19 protein-coding genes are annotated in these 19,248 nt (G+C 66.8%); 4 read left to right on the forward strand and 15 right to left on the reverse strand.

All coding sequences use genetic code 11. The features are described from left to right. Nucleotides 1-10: 10 nt before the first annotated feature. From BJF89_RS14350 to madL, 12 genes are all read right to left on the reverse strand, one after another. Nucleotides 11-1,276, reverse strand: coding sequence for an acyl-CoA dehydrogenase family protein (locus BJF89_RS14350; protein ID WP_075815778.1), 1,266 nt, complete (start codon nt 1,274-1,276; stop codon nt 11-13). Then, entirely contained in the window at nt 1,273-2,904 is a 1,632-nt protein-coding gene (locus BJF89_RS14355; protein WP_075815779.1) for an acetyl-CoA acetyltransferase, read from the reverse strand. Before BJF89_RS14355 ends, BJF89_RS14350 begins: the two co-directional genes overlap by 4 nt. Beyond that, nucleotides 2,905-3,711, reverse strand: a complete 807-nt coding sequence (locus BJF89_RS14360) for a crotonase/enoyl-CoA hydratase family protein (RefSeq protein ID WP_075815780.1) — start codon at nt 3,709-3,711, stop codon at nt 2,905-2,907. It abuts the gene before it with no gap. Continuing rightward, complete coding sequence (locus BJF89_RS14365; RefSeq protein WP_075815781.1) at nt 3,708-6,158, reverse strand: CoA transferase; 2,451 nt, start codon at nt 6,156-6,158, stop codon at nt 3,708-3,710. The genes BJF89_RS14360 and BJF89_RS14365 overlap by 4 nt, the downstream gene beginning before the upstream one ends. A gap of 287 nt (nt 6,159-6,445) precedes the next feature. Further along, the gene (locus BJF89_RS14370) at nt 6,446-7,366 is read right to left on the reverse strand and encodes an ACP S-malonyltransferase (protein ID WP_075815782.1); all 921 of its coding nucleotides are present in this window, start codon (nt 7,364-7,366) and stop codon (nt 6,446-6,448) included. Continuing rightward, nucleotides 7,363-7,992 (reverse strand): malonate decarboxylase holo-ACP synthase, encoded by a 630-nt coding sequence (locus BJF89_RS14375; protein WP_158026080.1) that lies wholly within the window; start codon nt 7,990-7,992, stop codon nt 7,363-7,365. Before BJF89_RS14375 ends, BJF89_RS14370 begins: the two co-directional genes overlap by 4 nt. Beyond that, nucleotides 7,989-8,783, reverse strand: coding sequence for a biotin-independent malonate decarboxylase subunit gamma (locus BJF89_RS14380; protein ID WP_075815784.1), 795 nt, complete (start codon nt 8,781-8,783; stop codon nt 7,989-7,991). The genes BJF89_RS14375 and BJF89_RS14380 overlap by 4 nt, the downstream gene beginning before the upstream one ends. Next, complete coding sequence (locus tag BJF89_RS14385; RefSeq protein WP_075815785.1) at nt 8,783-9,886, reverse strand: biotin-independent malonate decarboxylase subunit beta; 1,104 nt, start codon at nt 9,884-9,886, stop codon at nt 8,783-8,785. The genes BJF89_RS14380 and BJF89_RS14385 overlap by 1 nt, the downstream gene beginning before the upstream one ends. Before the next feature lies 1 nt (nt 9,887). After that, the gene (locus BJF89_RS14390) at nt 9,888-10,757 is read right to left on the reverse strand and encodes a triphosphoribosyl-dephospho-CoA synthase (RefSeq protein WP_255372674.1); all 870 of its coding nucleotides are present in this window, start codon (nt 10,755-10,757) and stop codon (nt 9,888-9,890) included. A 4-nt stretch (nt 10,758-10,761) separates the two neighbouring features. Further along, entirely contained in the window at nt 10,762-12,411 is a 1,650-nt protein-coding gene (gene mdcA, locus BJF89_RS14395) for a malonate decarboxylase subunit alpha (RefSeq protein ID WP_075815786.1), read from the reverse strand. Nucleotides 12,412-12,456: 45 nt separating this feature from the next. Then, nucleotides 12,457-13,230 carry a malonate transporter subunit MadM gene (madM, locus tag BJF89_RS14400; protein ID WP_255372675.1) on the reverse strand — a complete coding sequence of 258 codons (774 nt, stop codon included), beginning with the start codon at nt 13,228-13,230 and terminating at the stop codon, nt 12,457-12,459. Nucleotide 13,231: 1 nt separating this feature from the next. Continuing rightward, nucleotides 13,232-13,633, reverse strand: coding sequence for a malonate transporter subunit MadL (madL, locus tag BJF89_RS14405; RefSeq protein ID WP_075815787.1), 402 nt, complete (start codon nt 13,631-13,633; stop codon nt 13,232-13,234). A 157-nt stretch (nt 13,634-13,790) separates the two neighbouring features. Between madL and BJF89_RS14410 the strand changes: the two genes are divergently transcribed. Further along, nucleotides 13,791-14,732 carry a LysR family transcriptional regulator gene (locus BJF89_RS14410; RefSeq protein ID WP_075815788.1) on the forward strand — a complete coding sequence of 314 codons (942 nt, stop codon included), beginning with the start codon at nt 13,791-13,793 and terminating at the stop codon, nt 14,730-14,732. Nucleotides 14,733-14,868: 136 nt separating this feature from the next. On the opposite strand, the gene BJF89_RS14415 is transcribed toward BJF89_RS14410, so the two are convergent. The 3 genes from BJF89_RS14415 to BJF89_RS18690 all read right to left on the reverse strand — a co-directional run bounded on the left by BJF89_RS14415 (nt 14,869) and on the right by BJF89_RS18690 (nt 16,253). Beyond that, entirely contained in the window at nt 14,869-15,453 is a 585-nt protein-coding gene (locus tag BJF89_RS14415) for a hypothetical protein (protein ID WP_075815789.1), read from the reverse strand. A gap of 63 nt (nt 15,454-15,516) precedes the next feature. Next, nucleotides 15,517-16,002 carry a GntR family transcriptional regulator gene (locus tag BJF89_RS14420; protein WP_158026081.1) on the reverse strand — a complete coding sequence of 162 codons (486 nt, stop codon included), beginning with the start codon at nt 16,000-16,002 and terminating at the stop codon, nt 15,517-15,519. Then, nucleotides 15,999-16,253 carry a GntR family transcriptional regulator gene (locus BJF89_RS18690; protein ID WP_158026082.1) on the reverse strand — a complete coding sequence of 85 codons (255 nt, stop codon included), beginning with the start codon at nt 16,251-16,253 and terminating at the stop codon, nt 15,999-16,001. The genes BJF89_RS14420 and BJF89_RS18690 overlap by 4 nt, the downstream gene beginning before the upstream one ends. 170 nt (nt 16,254-16,423) lie before the next feature. On the opposite strand from BJF89_RS18690, the gene tkt reads away from it, so the two are divergent. The 3 genes from tkt to BJF89_RS14435 are packed head-to-tail and all read left to right on the forward strand — an operon-like array spanning nt 16,424 to nt 19,244. Then, on the forward strand, nt 16,424-18,475 hold the full coding sequence (gene tkt, locus BJF89_RS14425) for a transketolase (protein ID WP_075815790.1): 2,052 nt from the start codon (nt 16,424-16,426) through the stop codon (nt 18,473-18,475). Between the two features lie 8 nt (nt 18,476-18,483). Beyond that, nucleotides 18,484-18,942 (forward strand): PTS sugar transporter subunit IIA, encoded by a 459-nt coding sequence (locus tag BJF89_RS14430; protein ID WP_075815791.1) that lies wholly within the window; start codon nt 18,484-18,486, stop codon nt 18,940-18,942. A gap of 5 nt (nt 18,943-18,947) precedes the next feature. Further along, nucleotides 18,948-19,244 carry a PTS sugar transporter subunit IIB gene (locus tag BJF89_RS14435; RefSeq protein WP_038549452.1) on the forward strand — a complete coding sequence of 99 codons (297 nt, stop codon included), beginning with the start codon at nt 18,948-18,950 and terminating at the stop codon, nt 19,242-19,244. The last annotated feature ends 4 nt before the right edge of the window (nt 19,245-19,248 follow it).

A 19,248-nucleotide genomic window follows, 5' to 3' on the forward strand; every position in this document is an offset into this window, starting at 1 on the left:
TTCTCCCGTTCTACTTCTCGCCGGTCTGGTCGCCGGTCTGGTCACCACTGAGGCTGCGGTTCACTGCCTTGCGGACGTCGCGGAACGGCACGCCCTTGTCGGGCTGCACCCCACGCGGCAGGCCGAGGACCCGTTCGCTGATGATGTTGCGTTGAATCTGGTCGGTGCCGCCCCCGACGGAGTTGAAGAAGCCCATCATGAGGTCGTAGGACGTCCGGTAGGCGACGGGGTCCCCGGTCGTCGCGTCCTTGTCGTACTGCAGGCCGCGGGTTCCGAGCAGCCGGAACTCCAGGTCGGACGCCCCGTGGAGAATCCGGGAGTTCGCCAGCTTGCCGAGGGACGCCAACGGCGACCCGCCTCGTGACCGGTTCTCCATCTTCGCCCGGGCCTGGGTCCAGTCGTTGGTCAGCCGCCAGGTGTGGATCTTCATCAGTTCGTCGATGATCACCGGATCGTCCAACCTGTCTGCGGTGCGGGCCGCATCGACGAGGTCGTCGCTGCGCGTGAAGACCGCGGAGCGCGAACCGGCCTCCGCGGTGTCCCGCCCGACCTGGGCCATCTCCCCCATACCCCTGCGCTCGGCGCCGAGTGCGGACTGCAGGACCTTCCAACCGTTGCCTTCACCACCGATGAGGTTCGCGGCCGGGACGACGGCGTCGGTGAGGAAGACCTCGTTGAACTCGGAGCCACCGGTCATCTGACGGATGGGAACGACCTCGACACCGTCCTGCTGCATGGGGAAGATGAACAGGCTGATCCCGGCATGTTTCGGCACGTCCCAGTTCGTCCGGGCGATGAGGATCGCGAAGGTGGCGCGGTGGCCGTTGGTGGTCCACACCTTCTGACCGTTGATGATGTAGTTCTCGCCGTCGTCGGACAGCTCCGCCTTCGTCTGGATACTGGCGAGGTCGGAGCCCGCCCCGGGTTCGGAGTAGAGCAGACAGCCCAGGTCCCACTCGCGGGTGATCATCGGACGCAGCAGCCGTTCCTTCTGTTCAGCCGTGCCGTAGTCGGTCAGTGCGGCTCCAGGCAGCAGCAGCCAGGAGACCTCGGAGAACGGGGCGACGTCCCGTGCCCCACCCGGGGCACCGGCGTCGTCGAACGCCCGGAGCACCTCGCGGGCCTGCTCGCGGGTGTAGCCGCGTCCGAAGTTCTCCGGCGCCCAGGACGGCACCCCGTATCCGGCGTCGACGATCGTGTTCCGCCAGCCGAGGTAGTCGGTGCCGTTCCAGTTCTCCCGGATCCAGGACGCCGTCTCGTCGTAGATGCCGCTCATGCCTGTGCCTCCTCTGTGGTCCCAGTGGTCTCGCGTGCGATGCCGCGGATGATGTTTCGGTCGCCGTCCTGCTCTATCACCAGCGTGGCACCGAAGACCGCGTCCGAGCTCAGCAGTCTGATGACCTCGTCGGATGCTGCGCCTCCGCGGCCGCCGGGACCTCCGGGGTTTCGGGGCTCGCTGACCGCGAGGATCCGGGCGTTGTCCGGGGTGCGGGCCACGACGATGCCGATCCAGTCGCGGTTGAGGTCGGTGGTGACCGTGTAGGACTCGACCGTCGCCGGGCCGGAGTAGTGCTCCACGATCTCGGGGGCAGCCATGGCGTCCAGAGCCTCCTGCAGTGGGCGGTCGTCCCAGTCGGTGTACTCCACCGGTGTGGTGGAGTACACCCCGGAGGAGTACTTCGTCATCCATCCGCCGTTGGCGCCCACGAAGCCGAAGCTGCCGGGATTCTTCCGCAGCCGGTCGGCCATCTCGGCGATGGCGTGCATCGAGTAGTTGTTGCCGGCCCCGCCGAAAAACGGCAGCCCACCGGTGAGGGTGAGCCCGCGCGGGTCGTCCGGTGCGATTCCCAGGGCATCGCAGATGTTGAACACCGGGATCGGGAAGCAGCTGTACAGGTCGAGGAATGCCAGGTCATCGGCACTGATCCCGGCGCGCTCGATCGCGGTACGCGCCGAGAGCACCGACGCCGGGGAGACCGACAGGTCCGCGCGCTCGGTCACGGTGCGTTCGGTCAGGTCACTGTAGCCGTGCAGGAAGACCCACTTCTCCTGCGGGACACCGAGCTCCCGTGCTTTTCCGACGGAGGTCAGCAGCACCGCCGCGCCCTGGTTGACCTGGTCGCGGGCGACCAGGAACCGCGGGTAGGGGTCGGCGATGAGACGGTTACGTTCGGTGACGGCGACGAGTTCCCCGGCGGTACGCTCCGTCAACGCGGCAGCGTAGGGGTTGGACGCGGCGACGCGGGTGAACGGTGCGAACAACTCCCCCATCGCCGTCGCGTAGTCCTCGCGGCTCAGGCCGAGACGACGGCGCCGGGCGTTCTCGAAGACCGCGTACTCCGGCGGGGCGCCGAGCAGCCCGTGGCGGACCTCGTAGGGCACGTGCAGGTCGTCGACCTGCATGCCCCGGTCCTCCAGCTGACCGCCGACGGTCTCGGTGAAATCGGGGGCGTCGTCACGTCCTGCCAGCGCACGGGCGGTGGAGATCGCCTCGGAGCCGGCCAGGAGCACCACCTCGGCGTCTCCGTCGGCGATGGCCCCGCTGAACTCGGTGACGAGATGCTGCGGTCCCTGCCCACCGACGACCTCCAGCACGGCGCGACGGGGGTCCGCACCGATCCGTGCGGCGATGGAGCGGGCGATGTTGTCCGACTTACCCAGCGGTGCGACCGCGCCGGGCGTGGAGATCTCGAACTGCCGGATGACGGCGATGGTGTCGATGGCGGCAGCGATGGTGTCGATGTCGGCTGCCGGGTCGGGGCCGGCGTCCTGCACCGCGCGGCGGGCCGCCTCCCCGGCGAGGTCTGCGGCCGACCAGCGGTGGTAGTCGTCGGCGGTCACCGGGTCGGTGGCTTGCCCGACTCCGACGAGGACGGGGGTTCGGGGGTCGAGTGAGTCGGTCATCTACTCCGCCTTCCATTCCGGGGCGCGCTTCTCGGCGAAGGCGGTCATGCCCTCCATCGCGTCGGCGCTGCGTATCAGCGCCGCGCTCTCGGTGTCATTGCGTAACCAGTCGTCGTTCTCGGCGTCGACGACGCCGTCGGTGATGCCGTGGGCCACACGTTTGGTGGCCTGGACCGACAGCGGGGCGTTGCGGTTGATCTTCTCCGCCAGCTCCAGGGCGGCGTCGAGGACCTCGTCCTGCGGGACGACACGGTTGACCATGCCGAGTTCGTAGGCGCGGGCAGCGGGTATCGGTTCGGCGGTGAGCATGGTCTCCATCGCCACCTTCACCGGGATCTGGCGGGGCAGGCGGAATGCACCGCCGGCGGCGGCCATGATGCCGCGGGTGACTTCCGGCAGACCGAAGGTGGCGGTGTCGGCGGCGACGGCGAGGTCACTGGCCAGCGTGATCTCGGTGCCGCCACCGAGGGCGAAACCGTTGACGGCGGCGATGACCGGCTTGGAGATCCAGTGCTTCACGAAACCGGCGAAGCCCCAGCTCTTCAGTGGTTCCTCGGTCATGCCGAGGTCGCCGGCCGCCGCGGCCTTAAGGTCGGCGCCGGCGCAGAACGCCTTGTCACCGGATCCGGTGACCACGACGGTACGCACGCTGTCGGTGTGCTCGGCCTGTTCCAGTGCCTCGCCGAGGGCGAGGGCGAGGTCCCGGTTCACGGCGTTGCGTGCCCCGGGGCGGTTGAGGGTGATCAGCAGGGTGTGTCCGCGTTGCTCGACGAGGACGGGGTCAGAGGGTTCAGTCGGATCAGTCACTGTGGTGCTCCTGTGGTGGTGGGTGTGTCAGACGGGTGTGGTTCGAGGGCGCCGCTGGTGACGAGGGCGTCGATCATGTCCTCGTCGAGTCCCAGGACGTCGCGGATGACCTCGCGGGTGTGTTCACCCTGCAGGGGTGCCGGCTGCAGCCGGGCGTCCCCGAGGCGGAGACTGCGTCCTTCGGAGGCGAGTGTGGGGAACGGCTCGGTGAACTGGGGCTGGGTCATGGTGGTGAGCAGTCCCCTCTCCGAGAAGTCGTGGTCGTGCCCGATGTCGGCGAACCGCATCATGTGTCCGGCGGGGACGCCGGCGTCCTGCAGTTGGCGTTCCGCGGTGATCGCGGTGCGGGAGGACGTCCATTCCCGGAGTGCGTCCTCCAGTTCCTCATTGTGGGCGAGCCGACCGCTGGGCGTGGCGAAACGATCATCACTGATCCATTCCGGGTGGCCGATGGCGTCGGCCAGTGCGGCAAAGCGTTGGTCTCCGTGCCCGTCGACGACGATCCACTCGTCGTCGCCGGTAGCCGGAAAAAGACCCCGCGGGGCGTCCTGCGGTGTGGTCAGCGCGGCGACACCGGAGCCCGGTTCCAGGGACTCGGCGGCGAGGTGGCCGCCCATCGCGGCGAAGATGGCGTCGACCTGGGCGGTGGTGACCATCCCGCCCCGGCCGGTGCGTGCACGGCGGAGCAGCAGTGCGACCACGGCGATGGCGTTGAGTCGGCCGACCACGTGGTCGGGGTAGATGGTGATGGTGTCGCTGTAGCCGTCGGCGTCGCCTGGATAACACCACAGCGCCGACAACCCCGACGCGGCACGGACCAGTGGACCGTAACCCATCTTCGTCGACCACGGCCCGGTGGCCCCGTAGGCGGAGGACTCCGACAGGACGACGCCCGGGTTGATTGCCCGGACGGCGTCATGGCCGAAACCGAGACGGTCGAGGGTGCCGGGCTTGAAGTTCGTGAGAACCACGTCCGCCTCGGCGATGAGCTGCCGGAGGAGGTCCTTGCCCTCCCCGGTGGTGAGGTCGAGCCCGAGACTGCGCTTGTTGCGGTGACCCCAGGCGAAGCTCTTGGTCATCTGCACCCCGGGAAGCATCTGGCGGCACCCGTCGGGATGGCTGGTCGACTCGATCTTGATGACGTCGGCACCGTAGTCGGCGAGCAGGCGCCCGGTTTCCGCGCCCATGACGATCACCCCGAAGTCCAGGACGCGCAGGCCGCTGAACGGGAGGCCCCTGCCGCCGTCGTCTCCGTCGGCGTGCCCCTTGACGACGGGGTCCGTGACCGGGGCGGCGAGCCAGGCGCCGTCGTGCGGTCCCTCGTCGGTGCGTCCTGGTGCGGTGCCGGTGATCCCGGTTCGTGCACCGTCGATGGTGTACACCCCGGTCGGCACCGTGGCGGTACGGCCGTCGGCGAGGGTGAGGTCGCCGAGACTGCCGCTCTCGTAGAATGCAGGCTCACCGATGACGTCGGAGAGTTCGTCGATGGACGTCGTCGGCACGCGGAGTTCCTCACCACGGCGGACGGCCTCCTGCGTGGTCATGCCGGCGAACAGCGCGCGGTAGCGGGCGAAGATCCGGTCCTGTTCCTGGAAGCGGTGGGTCGGTCTGTTGTACTCGGGTGCGCTGAACTCCTCCGGGTTGCCGAGCCACGTCAGCATCGCCTGCCACTGCCGTGGGGCCAGCACACAGATGCGTACCATCCCGTCGGACGTGGGAAAGATCGGGTAGAGCGCGCGGGCGTCGGGGCGCCCGGGCGGGACGTCGAAGGGGTCGACGCCGGTGCGCCCCGAGCCCTGCATACCCATCGGTGGGTCGAAGATGTGGGCCAGTGCGTCCAGTGTGGAGAAGTCGATGAGGTCACCGGTGCCGGTGCGCCGCGCGTTGTAGTACGCGGTGATGGTCATCCACGCCGCCTGCGGTGCGACGGCCCCGGCGACGAGGAAGGACGGCGGCAACAGCGGTTCCTCCCGGTCCGGCAGTCCGGAGCGGGACAGGATCGTCGACAGCGCGAACTGCACGTCCGGGGTGGACGTCCAGTTCTTCTTCGAACTCTGCTCACCGAAATCGCTGAGCAGGGTGATGACCGTGCCGGGGTGGTCCTCGGCGAGGGCCGCGGGGTCGACGAGGTTGCCGGTGACGTAGTCGGAGAGCCGGTTGACCAGGACGATGTCCGCGCCACCGATGAGCTCACCGAGGGTGTCCTGCGCCCTGGTGGCGGTGGCGTCGACGGTGGTGAAGCGTTTCGTGGCGTTGGCGATCTCGAAGGTCAGGCTGGTGTCGCCGGAGAGCACACCGTCACGACGGTCGGCCGACCCTCCGGGCGGTTCGACGCGTAGGACGTCTGCGCCGAGGTCGGCGAAATACCGGCCGACCATCTGGAACTCACCTTCAGCGAGGTCGAGGACCCTCACGCCTGCCAGCGGTGGATCGACGGTGTCTGTCATCGTGGTTCTCCGTCCTTCCCGGGGCGCGGTGCGCACCCCGTCTGTCCTCAAAACTACGAGGGTGGCGGACGCGCCGGCGACGCAAATGATGGGGACCGGACGTGTCAGGTTGTGCGCGGTGTACATGCCAATTATTGGGACGTTGTTCGCGGGTTCACGGCTCGGCGAGGTCACCGATCCGGTGTGGACCGTCCTGCGAGCCGGGGCACCGTGCAGCACCGACCCCAGACATGACCACCCACCGGCGTGTAAGGGACAGGACACCGGCAAGAAGGTACGGGCAGACCTCAATGACCTTCTGTCACCCTCCAGCGGGCGACGGCCTCGTCAAGCCCCACGCTGTCGACTGACCAGCACCGGAATCTGCCTTCGATGTCGCGGAGCATTCCCAGCAGTGACTCTCCGGGAGCACACTGCACCCAACTGGTCACTCCTCGCTCTGCGACAGCCGCCATCCCGCTGGACCACTGCACCGGCTGATCCGTCGACGCGACAAGGTCGGACAGAATCGCTGAGCCGCGGCGCAACAGGCGCCCCGAACAGTTCGCCACCAGTGGAAAATCCGGTCGGCCAACGGGGGCGTCTCCCGTCGCGTCGTCCAACGCTCTCCTTGCAGGTGTCATCAACGGACTGTGCGCAGGGACCGCCACGTCGAGCCGTATGACCCGCTGCGCGCCTGCGTCAGCCGCCCTCCGCTGCAACTGGTCCAATGCAGTGTCAGCCCCAGACACCGTGCACTGCAGCGGCGTATTCAGATTCGACACCCAGGCCTCCTCACCGATCTCCGCCACCAGCCGTCGTACCGCCGCCGCTGACAGCCCGACAACCGCAGACATGCCGTAGCCGGTAGAAGCCGCAGCCGCCATCCGCGAAGCTCGGATATCAACGAGTCGCAGCGCGTCACCGAAGCTCAGGACGCCTGCGGCAACTGCGGCGCTCCAGGCCCCCAGAGAATGCCCTGCGCCGATGTCCGGCCGAAACCCCCTGTTCCGCAATGCAACGTTGATCCCACTGTGTAGGACCAGCAAGGTCAACTGCACGGCGCGGGTCCCGCGGAGGGACACCTCCGAATCAAGTTCCCACACGTCCTCGCCGAGTGTGTCCGACGCCTCCGCCACGTGATCCACGACCTCGGACAGGCCTGCCCACCGATGCAGCATCCCGGCGCGCTGGCTCCCCTGTCCACCGAACAGCATCACCGTCGTCATCGCCGGCTCCGCAGATTAGCGAGTGGGACCGGGCCGTCAGCGGTCCGCGCAACTGCAGTGTCAGATCCCGTGGCCAGTTCCTGCAGATTCACTCCGCCTCCAGGTGTCTCGACCAGTGCATCGATCTCGACCCCGGTCTGCTCCCTCACCCGGTCCAGCGTGCCCTGCATCGTCCGGGCCGTGAATGGGTCAGGGATGCTGTCGACCCGAATCACCAGGTCGAGGTCACTCGTCGGGGTAGCTTCCGGGTGTCCGGACGCGAGTTCGGCGCCGACGCTCCCCCCGGGCCCCCAGTCTCCGGATATCGGTGCCGACCGCAGCAACGCCAGTGCCCGGAATACCGGCAGGTCCCGGGAGGAGACTCGTTCGACAAGGTCAGACGGACGTAGCATCCTGAGGCAGGCCGAGGCCGGTACCTGGGTACCCCACCGCTGGTGCCGGTACCTTCCCCGCACACCGACAGCCAGGTGTGTGTCCTCCGCCGCCCTGGTACGACGGACCACAGCCCACGGTGATGCGGCGAGACTGTCCACGACCCACGGTTGCCCCTGACCCGAGGCACACCGGCAGAGTTCGTTGACGGCGTCGGAGGAGAGTTCCACGATGTCGTGGACGACCGCGGTCACCACTGGTCATTCACCACCTGGCGGACTTTTCTCGACAATGCCCGGGACTGGAGCGCCTGGTCGGAGTTGAGACGACACCTCAGGTCCGTCGTCCCGCTGTCCCGGATGTCGGCCAGCGCCCGACCTAGGACCTCCCGGGCACTGGCGACGTCGGCGGCGTCCGGTGCTGCGGGGTTCCCCGGGGCAAGTGACGCGAACACTCCCCCGAGCGAGGTGAAGGACGCTCCGTCGAAGGCCATGGCCGGAACGGATTCGGCTGCCGCCTCCATCTCCGCCACCGATCGTCGGGTGATCCGAGCAGCCGCCTGTTTTCCCATCACCTGGACCTGGACATCGTCGTGCTCAAGCATGATGATCCGGTTCGCCTGCATTCCGGTGGACAGGAAGGCGCCGGAAATGGCCTTGCCGACGACCAGACTGACGATGGGCCGACCAGCGAGGCGGGTACGCGCCAGCGCGTTGACCGCGGTGGCCATCGTGGTGTTCAGGCCGAACTTCTCCTCGATGAATCCGTAGGCCTGACTGGGGACGTCCACCACGATCACGAGAGGCATGTCGGGGTCGTCGAGACCGCTCACCCATTCTGCGAGTTCCAGAGACTCCCGCAGTCCGACCTCACCGTTTCGGGCACGTGGGAATCTGCTGTCCGGATCCGGAACGACGGCGACGAGCGCGGCGGTGGTGCCGTCGTCCAGCACCGTGCGCCCGGTCAGCAATGAGCCGGTGGTGTCTGCCCCTGTGGTGTCCAGGGCGGTGAACCAGACGGTTCCGTACTGGGGGTGGTTGTTCATCACTTGGTCCTCTCTGCGTCGGTGTCGGCAAGTTCGCGGGTGAGTTCTCCGACCCGGTCGGCACGGTGGATGTCAGATGGCGCGTTCCACCCGCTGACCACTGCTTCCCGGACTGCACCGGGGTTGTCTGCGACAAGTGCGTCGGCCCGGCCGGTGGAGACACGGTGTTCTCCACCCGTGACAGCCCAGACCGTGCTCCGGTCAGCGGAGTTGAACTCCTCGATGCCGGCCTCGGTCTCGATGACCTCCGGCCCGTTGAGTGCCAGCCGCCCCGCCCGGGTCATGATGATGCGGTCACAGAGACCGGCGGCGATCCCCATTCCGCCGAAACAGCCGACCATGCCGGCGACCACCGCGGTGACCGGGACGTAGCGTTGCAGGGCGACGATGCCCGCATGGATGTCCGCGATGGCCAGGAGTCCGAGGTTGGCTTCCTGCAGGCGGATCCCACCGGTCTCCAGAAGTAGTACGACCTGGGTCGGGTGTCCGTTTTCCGCGTCGACCAGCGCGCGTTCGAGGACGGCGGCGATCTTGGCACCGGAGACTTCTCCGATACCGCCGCCCTGGAACTTCCCCTCCAGAGCCACGATGGCTGCGGGGGTGCCGTCGATGGTTCCCCGTGCGATGACCGCTCCGTCGTCTGCGGCGGGGACGATGCCCTGACGTTCCAGATGGCCGGATTCCACGCGGTCGGTGGGACCGAGGATCTCCCGGTACGTCCCCTCGTCGAGGAGCATGCCCGCACGCTGCCGTGCGTTGAGTTCGGTGAAGGGCATTCCGGTGGTGCCCCTGGTCGCCTCGTCATCCGGCGTGGCAGCGATCTCGAAGGCTTGGGACAGTCGGAGCGAGACCATCCCGGGTGTTGCCCCGAAGTCGTTGATCCGCACGTCACAGGCGAGGTTGTTCCGGCCGAAGAATGCGTCGAGGACGCCACGCCAGGTGGTGTCGAATCCGTCCACCGAGGTCCTGACCGTCACGGTGACGGCGTCGGACGACGCCGGCGGCGAGAGCAGGATCTCCAGGTCGCCGGAACCGACGACCCCGACGTGGACGTCCAAGTCCACAGGAGTCGTCGCCGGGTAGTCAGCGGTGATGAGTTGCATGTCAGTTGTCCTTCGTCGTCAGAAATAGTGCACAGGCAAGCAGGTCAGCGCTACCACCGGGAGAGAGCCGACGTCCGGTCATCCGGACGTCCAGCTCCACGAGGGAGCGTCGGTCGAGGATTCCGGTGCGGAACGTGTCCTCCAGGATCCGGTAGGACGCGTCGTGGACCATCCCCAGCGCCTCCCGTCCGCCCCGGTGGAGGATGCAGGTGTCGTCCAGGGTGCTCATGGATGTGAGAAGGCCGATCAGACGGGCATCATCCCGGGTGAATCCTTCGTCGCCCGCCGTGCGGATGGCCTCCGCGACGGCCCGGATGTGGGGGAACCCGCTGGCCGCCTCAGAGACGGCACCGCCGACCCGGTATCGCCGGCGGGCATGCGCCCCCGGCCGCTGACCGAGGTCCACCGCGCTGTCCTGCAGAGAGGCGATCTCGCCCGCCCGCCGGGTCACGGTGCCGACGGTGACCGTGGAGCCGGATGCCCGCAGTCCCGCCGTGGCGGTCGCCATCAGCCCCAGGTTCCAGATGGCGCCCCGGTGTGTGTTCACACCGCCGGTGGCCGCCATCATCTCCTCCTCGCCACGGCGCCCCACCCGCCCGAGGGTGTCACGCAACTCCTGCCCGACCGGGGTCCGTGCCCCGTGATCGGCGAGTGCCTGGAACGTGGGGTACAGGGTGTTCGCGGACAGCCGCATGAGGGCGCAGTCCATGTCGACGTGTCCGCGTGCCCCGTCAGGACCGACAAGCCCAGGTTTGCCGCGGAGCTGGACTTCGGACATCAGGGCGGCGACTGCCGAGGAGGCGATGCGCGCAGACAGGTCGCTGCGCACCGCCGGCGACTGCATCAGTGTTGTCGTGAGAGCAGTTGTCATGGCGTCACCAACTCCTGAACTTCGCGGGCGGATCGTACAGTCCACCGGACCAGTCGACGAGTTCATCGATGGAGTGTGCCGCCAGAAGACTCCGGTTCGCCTCAGCCGGGTGAACACCGATGTCGGCGGGGAGCGCGAGGAGACCGTCGCGACGCAGCGCGTCGACGTCCTCGGGCGTCGACCGACGGCCCAGTGGAGTCACCCCGGCGAGGGCGGAGACCACCCGTCGGCGTTCATCGAGGCTCTGTGTCTTGTAGAGATAGCCGACACCGACCTCGGAGACGAGGTGGGTGAGATCGTCGCCATAGACCATGACCGGTGCCAGATCCATCCCGGCGTTGTCCCCGACGGCCACGGCATCGAGTCGTTCCACGAACTTCGGTTCTGAACCGGCGTTGAAGGTCTCCGCGATCTGGACGACCAGTTTGCGTCCACGCTCGACACCGAGCTGGCCGCGTCCCTCAGAGAGGTCGAACCAGGCAGGCGAGGAATGACGGCGGCCCCGCGAGTCCGCCCCGAGGTTCGGGGCACCGCCGAATCCGGCGAGCCGTCCCTGAGTGACCGTCGAGGAGTTTCCTTCAGGATCCACCTGGAGGGTGGAGCCGACGAACATGTCGGTGGCGTACAGGCCGGCGGACTGGGCCGCCATCCGGTTGGACCGCAGACTGCCGTCGGGGCCTGTGGCGAAGATGTCGGGGCGTGCGGCGACGTACCGGCTCATCCCCACTTCCCCTCCGAAGGCGGAGATCTGCTCGACCCAACCGGTCTCGATCGCAGGAATCAGATTCGGATGCGGGTTCAGTGCCCAGTGGGTGCAGATCTTGCCTTTCAGCCCAAGCTGTTCTCCGTAGGTCGGTAGCAGTAGTTCGATGGCGGCGGTGTCCAGGCCCACACCGTGGTTCAGTGACGTGACCTGGTGGCGTTCATAGACGCCTCTGATGGTGAGCATCGCCAGAAGGACATGGACGTCGGTGAGGTTCCGTGGATCGCGGGTGAACAGGGGCTCCACCTCGAACGGTCGGTCGGCTTCGACAATGAAATCCACCCAGTCGCCCGGCACGTCCACCCGGGGAACCTTGTCGACGATCTCGTTGACCTGGGCGATGACGATGCCGGAACGGAAGGCCGTCGCCTCGGTAATCGCCGGAGTGTCCTCGGTGTTCGGGCCGGTGTACAGGTTGCCGTCGCGGTCGGCGGAGACGGCGGCGACGAGGGCCACCTTCGGTGCAAGGTCGAGGAACATCCGCGAGTAGAGCTCGAGGTAGGTGTGGATTGCCCCCACCTGGAGAGTGCCGTCATCGATGAGTTGAGCGACGCGAGCGGACTGCGGTCCGGAGAACGCGAAGTCGACCTTACGCGCGATCCCGTCCTCAAAGATGTCGAGGTGCTCCGGCCTGGCGATCGAGGAGAACAGCATGTGCAGGTCGTGGATGCGTTCGGGGTCGACCTGTGCCAGCGCGCGGGAGAGGAAGTCCGCCTGCTTCTGGTTGTTGCCTTCCAGGGCGACACGGTCGCCCGGTCTCGTCACAGCATGAAGGAGAGAGACGATCGAACTGGTTGGGACAGTTTTCCCGGTTGCCAGGCCCGCTGCCTGCTCCAGCCTGTCCGCTTTATCTCTGCGGCCGGCGTCCCAGCGTGTGGTGATTTGTGTCATGGATAGTCCTTGTCGTGTGGGATGGCGCTGAGCCGGACGGACCGGTCAGCCGAACAGGGCGCGGAAGAGGAAGTAGAAGACCGAAGGGCCGAAGAGGCAGCCCAGGCCGGTGTAGAGGCTGGAGGTCACCGCGCCGTAGGGAACCAGCCGTTTGTCGACGGCGGCGAGACCGCCGGTGACCCCGGAGGTTGTGCCGAGCAGGCCGCCGAAAGCCATGGCCGTCTTCGGGTTGTTCAGTCCGATCCACCGCGCGACGAGCGGTGCGGCGATCATGGCGAGCATGGATTTCACGAGGCCCACGGCCACAGACAGTGCGATGACTTCGGAGGACGCTCCCACGGCAGTACCGGTGACCGGCCCGACGATGTACGTCGCGGCGCCAGCACCGATGGTCGCAAGCGACTCCGGGTCGTTATAGCCGAAGGCCAGTGCGATGACCGCGCCGACGATAAAGGAGACGACCATGCCGAGGATGAGCGAGATGATACCGGCGGGTCCCGCCTTCTTCAGTTCACGGACATCGACGCCGTACGCGGTGGCGACGATAGCGAAATCTCTGAGCATTGCACCGCCCATGAGCGCGAGACCGCTGAAGAGGCTGATGTCCGCCAGGCCCTTGTCTCCGCCGGACTGCAGTCCGCCGACATAGGCGAGGATGAGTCCGAGGAGGATCGCCACAGCCGAACCGGCAACGTGGCCTCGTGTGAGAGTGCGTCCCACCCATCCGCCTACGAGCATGACCAGGCCGACAAGTGCGAACGCGAACAGAAGTGCGTTGTCCTCGATGAGGCCAGTGATGGTATCGATGATGTCACTCATGTCAGGCTTCCTCGTCTTCTGTTTCGGTCAGTGTAGGAAGAGGCGCCGAAGCCGGGCCGATCTTTGCGACAGCGGGCACCAGAGCGACCGAAGCAATGACGACGACCACACCTGCGACGATCGCCATGACGCCGCCGTCAACGGCACTGCGGACGTTCTGGGTCATGGCCATGGCCACGACGATGGGGATGTAGATTCCCGACCAGAACAGGACGCCACGTTCAGTGACCTTCGGCAGGTAGTTCCTGCTGCGGAGCCAGCCGGTGACGAGTAGCAGCGCCACCATCGCGAATCCGACGCCTCCGACGTCGGCATCCACTCCGAGCAACTGCCCCAGCAAAGTACCGATCGCCTTTCCCACCAGCACGCACACGGCGAGGATCGCCGTTCCGTAAATGATCATTCCGCCTCCAGTTGATGTAGTGACCTCACACACCTTCACTTCATGATGTGAGATACATCCCACTTTGCGTCCGATGTAGCTTTTTGGTCCAATATGAAAACTGACGGACTCATGCATCCGCGCATCGATTCACGCCATTCTTTGAGGAGGTTCTACTGTGACAGCCCCCGTGGCCCTCACTTCTTCCCAGCTCACAGCCTTGACCGGCGCCCTTTCGGTACTGCGTGAGTTCGGGCGGGGAACCACGTTGACGCAGACCGCTCATCTCCAGGGAATGTCCCAGCCTGCGCTGAGTCGCATGGTGATGCGGTGGGAAGCGGAGCTGTCCATCCCCCTGCTGCGCCGGGTGGGTCGTGGTGTGACACTGACCGAGGAAGGATTAGCTCTCGCGAACGCCGCGACGGACGCGCTCAGCGTGTTCGAATCCTCGTTGGAGCAGGTCCTGGAGGAACGGGACGCCAGACCGGTGCGACTGGGCACCCTCCGGTCACTGTCCGGACGCATCGCCCCGCTACTCGCCGATGCAAAGTCTCAAGTGAACCTGAGTGTGGCAGAGGGGTCTGCGGCGTCGTTGCTCTCTCAGCTGGAAGCCGCTGAACTGGACGCGGTGATCGTGGGCCCTCGGCCCACCGGCAAGAACTACAACTGGGCATTTCTCGCACATCAGCCTTTCCACCTCGTTGTTCCCGAGGGGCACAGCCTGGAAAGGCAGACCTCGATACGGTTACGGGAAGTCGCCGACGAAAGCTTCGTCGCGATGGACGCGCACTACACGACCAGGCAGTTCGCCGATGAACTGTGCGCAGAAGCCGGGATTGCACCAGAAGTGACCGTGGAATCGGACAATTCGCACACCCTGAGATCCTTCGTGCAGGCCGGCCTGGGACTCTGCATTCTCCCGGCGGTCATGGCGGACGCCACTGGTGTGGCGTCAGTGCCCATCCATCGGATGGACGGGAGACCGGCGATGCGTGAGATCGGCATGGTACGCATGGCCGGCAGGCGCCTTCCACCGCATGTCCGGAGCGCCCTCCACGAGTTGAGCGCACTGTTCGAGGGTGATGCGAGAATCGTGCCTGGATCGCATCCATCCACCTGAGGGGCCCTCATTGCGGTCAGGACCACCGACCTTGCCGTCACTTGTCACCGGGCCCTGTGTCATCAGGCCACGCCAAAACGGCGCGCTATCGTTCGAGCGTGGCAGGTAGCCCGCGAGCACGTCCGGACGCGCCCTGTCAGACGCCTCGGAGCCTGCAGGCGACCCCCTTGACGGCCGGCACCCGGAACTTCTGTGTGCCCTCCTCGTTCCACGTCCAAACCAGTTCAAGGGACTCTTCCAGCGCCGTGAACATCAGTGTGTCCCCAATATCCGCGAGCATGGCCAGTTGGTCGGCGCAACCACCGTCCCACCGCGACACGATCTCCAGTCCTTCGCGAGCCACCACACTGAGTTCCATCCGCTGCCCCGCGGAACGGTCCCAGGGTTCCGGAATATCGACCACCGTTCCCTCGAGCCTCATCGGCCTCTTGGTGAAACTGCCGTAGATCCTCCGCGCGCTGGGGAACCGAGGGGACACGAGGTCGAAGAAGACACCCCAGACCTCGATCACCGTCGCCGAACGCCGGGCGAATGTACCTTCACGTGCCGCGAAGATGATCTGGGTCCCCACTGTCAACTGCGTCAACGCCGCAGCTGCGCGTCCGTCAGCCCATTTCACCAGGAGGTTACATCCTCGGGGCAATCCCTCGATCTGAATCCTCGTCTCCGTCCATCCCGGGGTTTCCACGGGTTCAGCGCTGACGGTACCGATGTATTTCATGGAACATGACTGTATGGATACAGGCGGACGCGGCCGCTGGCAGCTCACACGGTTGTTCGACAGCTACTGTGCCGCCGACCGGTTCTGCAACGTGAACGCCAGCTGACTGTAGGCCGGGGTGTGCGTGGCGATCCCGAAGGCAACCGGGGTTCCATCGGCTGCGAACACTGTGGAATCCACGGCCAGCACACTGTCGCCCACAGCGATACCGAGGCTCTCGGCCCGTCCCTGATCGACCTCATCCAGCCGCACCAGCAGGTCATTGCGTGTGAGGACGACCCCGTAGGTGGTCTCCAGGAACTCGAACAGTGAACCGGTGGAGAAGTCGTGCGCCAGCACTGCGGGATACCGCGCCGCCGGCAGGTACGTCACCACGTGCTGATGCAGGGTGCCGTTGATGTAGCGGAGCCGCTCCAGCAGGATCAACTCATCAGCAGGATTGAGCTCCAACGCCTCGGCCGCGCGCGCCGCCCGGGTGACCTCGTTGGCCAGGACCTCGGTAACCACGTCACGTCCGAGTTCAGCCTGTTGGCGGTGGAAACCGGTCACACGTTCGGCGAAGGTCTCGTGGATCTCCTCGGTGTACTGCGGCTCGGTGACGAATGTCCCCTACCCTGGACCCGCTCCAGCAGTCCCGACTGGATCAGGTCATCCACCGCCCGGCGCACCGTGATCCTGCTGACGTTGTACTCCTCGCACAACGTCGGCTCGGTGGGGATCTGCTCCCCCACCGCCATACTCTCCAGGCGTTGCTGCAGGTGATCGCGCACCGCAATGTACTTCACCGTCTCGCGTGCCATCACTACCTCCAGCAAGTCATCGTCCCCGTCAGGGTATCGCCATCTCATCGTTCCGGGTCTCGCCCGCGGGCCACAAAAGGTCTTGCGTCGAAAAGCTTCCCAGCGATAGAGTAGCATTCATCATGACGACCTGATGAATGATCGTGCCGTCCTAACCACGAGGAGGATAAATGACGACAACCGCTCCCCCGGGACTCTCACGCACCGGGAACGAGGTGGTCACCGCAGCCCGACTTCTCGCGGCGGACGCTGTCGAAGCAGCACAGTCCGGTCACCCCGGCGCGGCGATCTCCCTGGCACCGGTCGCGACCCTGCTCTACGGAAAGTACATCCGGCACGATCCGCAGGACCCGACCTGGTTCGGACGGGACAGGTTCATCCTGTCCTGCGGCCATGCGAGCATGCTGCTCTACGCACAGCTCCACCTCACCGGATACGATCTCTCGCTCGACGACCTGAAGAACTTCCGCCGCCTCGGGTCGAAGACCCCCGGACACCCCGAGTACGGCATCACTCCCGGCGTGGACGCCACCACCGGCCCGTTGGGCCAGGGCTTCGCCATGGGTGTGGGCATGGCCATGGCTTTCACACACCAGCGGGCCGTCTACGACGCCGAGACTCCCGAAGGCGATTCCCCCTTCGACCGCCGCGTCTGGGTGCTGGCCTCCGACGGTGACCTGGAGGAAGGCATCTCCTACGAGGCAGGGTCGCTCGCGGGACGGCACCAACTCAACAACCTCACCGTCCTCTACGACCGCAACCGCATCCAGATCGACGGTGCCACAGACCTCGCCTGGTCGGAGGACGTGGTCGCCCGTTTCGAGGCCCAGGGGTGGCGGGTCTCCACCGTGCCCCGCGCGTCCGACGGCGACATCGACATCACCCTCCTCGACGACGTCCTCTCCGGTGAGGGAGACCATCGGCCCCACCTGGTCGTCCTCGATTCCGAGATCGCCTGGCCGTCCCCCACGGCACGCGGCACTGCCGGTTCACACGGTGCCCCGCTGGGCGCCGAGGAAGTCGCCGGTCTCCGGCGGGAGCTCGGTGTCGACACCGCCCCGTTCGACATCCCCGACGCCGTACTCGACGCCACCCGTAAGGCCGCCACCGTCGGCGCTGAGCTGCACCGTCAGTGGGACAGCCAGATGGAGCGGTGGGCCGCGAGGAACCCTGACCGTGCTGCCGACCTCCGTCGTGCCGTTGACCGAGAGGTACCCGGCGAGTTGAACGGCAGCCTTCCCCGGTGGGAACCCGGGACCATGGTCTCCACGCGTGACGCGTCCCGCGACACCATCCAGGTCCTGGCGGAGCACCTGCCTGAACTCGTCGGCGGATCGGCGGACCTCGCCGACCCGAACCGCACCGCCATCGCCGCCTCCGGCTCCTTCCTGCCCGAGGACGGCGGCCGGACAGGTCGCAACGTCCACTGGGGCGTGCGCGAGTTCGCCATGGCAGCGGCGGTCAACGGTATGGTGCTGGCCGGCGGTACGCGGGTCTTCGCCGGAACGTTCCTCACGTTCTCCGACTACGAACGTGCCGCGCTCCGGCTCGCCGCGTTGATGAAACTCCCGTCGATCTTCGTCTGGTCGCACGACTCCATCGCGCTCGGCCAGGACGGCCCCACCCACCAGCCGATCGAGCACCTGGCGAGCCTGCGGGCCATGCCCGGGTTCACCTCGATCCGTCCGGCGGACGCCAACGAGACCGCCGCGGCATGGACCGTCGCCCTGGAGCAGGACGTGCCGACGGGCCTGGTGCTGTGCCGCCAGCCGTTGAAGACACTGGACATCGCCCCAGAAGGCATCATCGACGGTGTGCGGCGCGGTGCCTACATCGTCTCGTCCGACAGCACCACCGAGGACCCCGATGTCATCCTCATCGGTACCGGCAGTGAGCTGGAACTGGCGATGGACGCCGCGACAACCCTGCGCGGCAACGGAGTCTCCGTCCGGGTCGTCAGCATGCCGTCCCGGGACCTGTTCGACCGGCAGGACGATAAGTACCGTGCCTCCGTCCTGCCACCCCGGATCCGGGCCCGGGTCGTCGTCGAGGCCGCCACCACCTTCGGATGGGGCGACATCATCGGCGACACCGGCGTCGCCGTGGGCATCGACCACTTCGGCGAATCCGGCCCCGCCGCGGACGTCCAACGCGCCTGCGGCATGACCGCCGAACGCGTCGTTGCCGCCGCCGACGAGTCGATGTCCCGATCGAGGAAATGAGGACCACCATGACCAGCACATCACCGCCCGCCGTCGCCGAGGACCGCATCGTCCTGCGCGACGCCGTCCAGGGGTGGCGGGACGCCATAGAGATCGTCGGCGGCATCCTCGTCGACAAGGGCAACGCCACCCGCGACTACGTTGACGCCATGATCGCCTCGATCGCGGGGCCGAACGGCACCTACATCGACCTGGGTGCCGGCATCGCGCTGGCGCATGCCCGTCCGGAGAACGGCGTGCAGTCCACCGGGCTCGCCGTGCTCCACCTGGACGAACCCGTCCTGCTCGCCGATGACCCGACGCACCCGGTCACCGTGTTCATCGCACTGGCCGCCGTCGACTCCCGCGGCCACCTCGACGTCATGAAGAACCTGGCGCGGGTACTCACCGACGAAGACCTCCGACAGAAGCTCCTCAACGCAACCACCTCCGCGGACATCGTGTCCGCACTCTCACCGAAGGAATGACAGACATGAAGATTCTCGCAGTGTGCAGCACCGGCCTCGGTTCCAGCTTCATGACCAGGCTCAACATCGAGAAGGCCGTCAAGGAGCTCGGCGCGGACGGCGTCGAGGTCGAGCACGCCGACCTCGGGTCGGTCTCCCCCGGCTCCGCCGACGTCATCTTCGTCGGACGTGACATCTACGAGGCCGCGTCCGGTCTGGGCGACGTCGTCTCCCTGGACAGTCTCATCGACATGGACGAGATCCGCACCAAGACCGCCGAGGCGTTGACGCGTCACGGCGTGCGCTTCTCCGGCGAGGGGTGAGTCC

The organism is Corynebacterium sp. CNJ-954 (assembly GCF_001942345.1).
GTDB lineage: Bacteria > Actinomycetota > Actinomycetes > Mycobacteriales > Mycobacteriaceae > Corynebacterium.

Bases quoted from the DNA above. Each gene is read 5' to 3' on its own strand.
- BJF89_RS14350 (WP_075815778.1), bottom strand. From the start codon at position 1,276: ATGAGCGGCATCTACGACGAGACGGCGTCCTGGATCCGGGAGAACTGG.
- BJF89_RS14355 (WP_075815779.1), bottom strand. From the start codon at position 2,904: ATGACCGACTCACTCGACCCCCGAACCCCCGTCCTCGTCGGAGTCGGG.
- BJF89_RS14365 (WP_075815781.1), bottom strand. From the start codon at position 6,158: ATGACAGACACCGTCGATCCACCGCTGGCAGGCGTGAGGGTCCTCGAC.
- BJF89_RS14370 (WP_075815782.1), bottom strand. From the start codon at position 7,366: ATGACGACGGTGATGCTGTTCGGTGGACAGGGGAGCCAGCGCGCCGGG.
- BJF89_RS14380 (WP_075815784.1), bottom strand. From the start codon at position 8,783: ATGAACAACCACCCCCAGTACGGAACCGTCTGGTTCACCGCCCTGGAC.
- BJF89_RS14385 (WP_075815785.1), bottom strand. From the start codon at position 9,886: ATGCAACTCATCACCGCTGACTACCCGGCGACGACTCCTGTGGACTTG.
- BJF89_RS14390 (WP_255372674.1), bottom strand. From the start codon at position 10,757: ATGACAACTGCTCTCACGACAACACTGATGCAGTCGCCGGCGGTGCGC.
- mdcA (WP_075815786.1), bottom strand. From the start codon at position 12,411: ATGACACAAATCACCACACGCTGGGACGCCGGCCGCAGAGATAAAGCG.
- madM (WP_255372675.1), bottom strand. From the start codon at position 13,230: ATGAGTGACATCATCGATACCATCACTGGCCTCATCGAGGACAACGCA.
- madL (WP_075815787.1), bottom strand. From the start codon at position 13,633: ATGATCATTTACGGAACGGCGATCCTCGCCGTGTGCGTGCTGGTGGGA.
- BJF89_RS14415 (WP_075815789.1), bottom strand. From the start codon at position 15,453: ATGAAATACATCGGTACCGTCAGCGCTGAACCCGTGGAAACCCCGGGA.
- BJF89_RS18690 (WP_158026082.1), bottom strand. From the start codon at position 16,253: ATGGCACGCGAGACGGTGAAGTACATTGCGGTGCGCGATCACCTGCAG.
- tkt (WP_075815790.1), top strand. From the start codon at position 16,424: ATGACGACAACCGCTCCCCCGGGACTCTCACGCACCGGGAACGAGGTG.
- BJF89_RS14430 (WP_075815791.1), top strand. From the start codon at position 18,484: ATGACCAGCACATCACCGCCCGCCGTCGCCGAGGACCGCATCGTCCTG.
- BJF89_RS14435 (WP_038549452.1), top strand. From the start codon at position 18,948: ATGAAGATTCTCGCAGTGTGCAGCACCGGCCTCGGTTCCAGCTTCATG.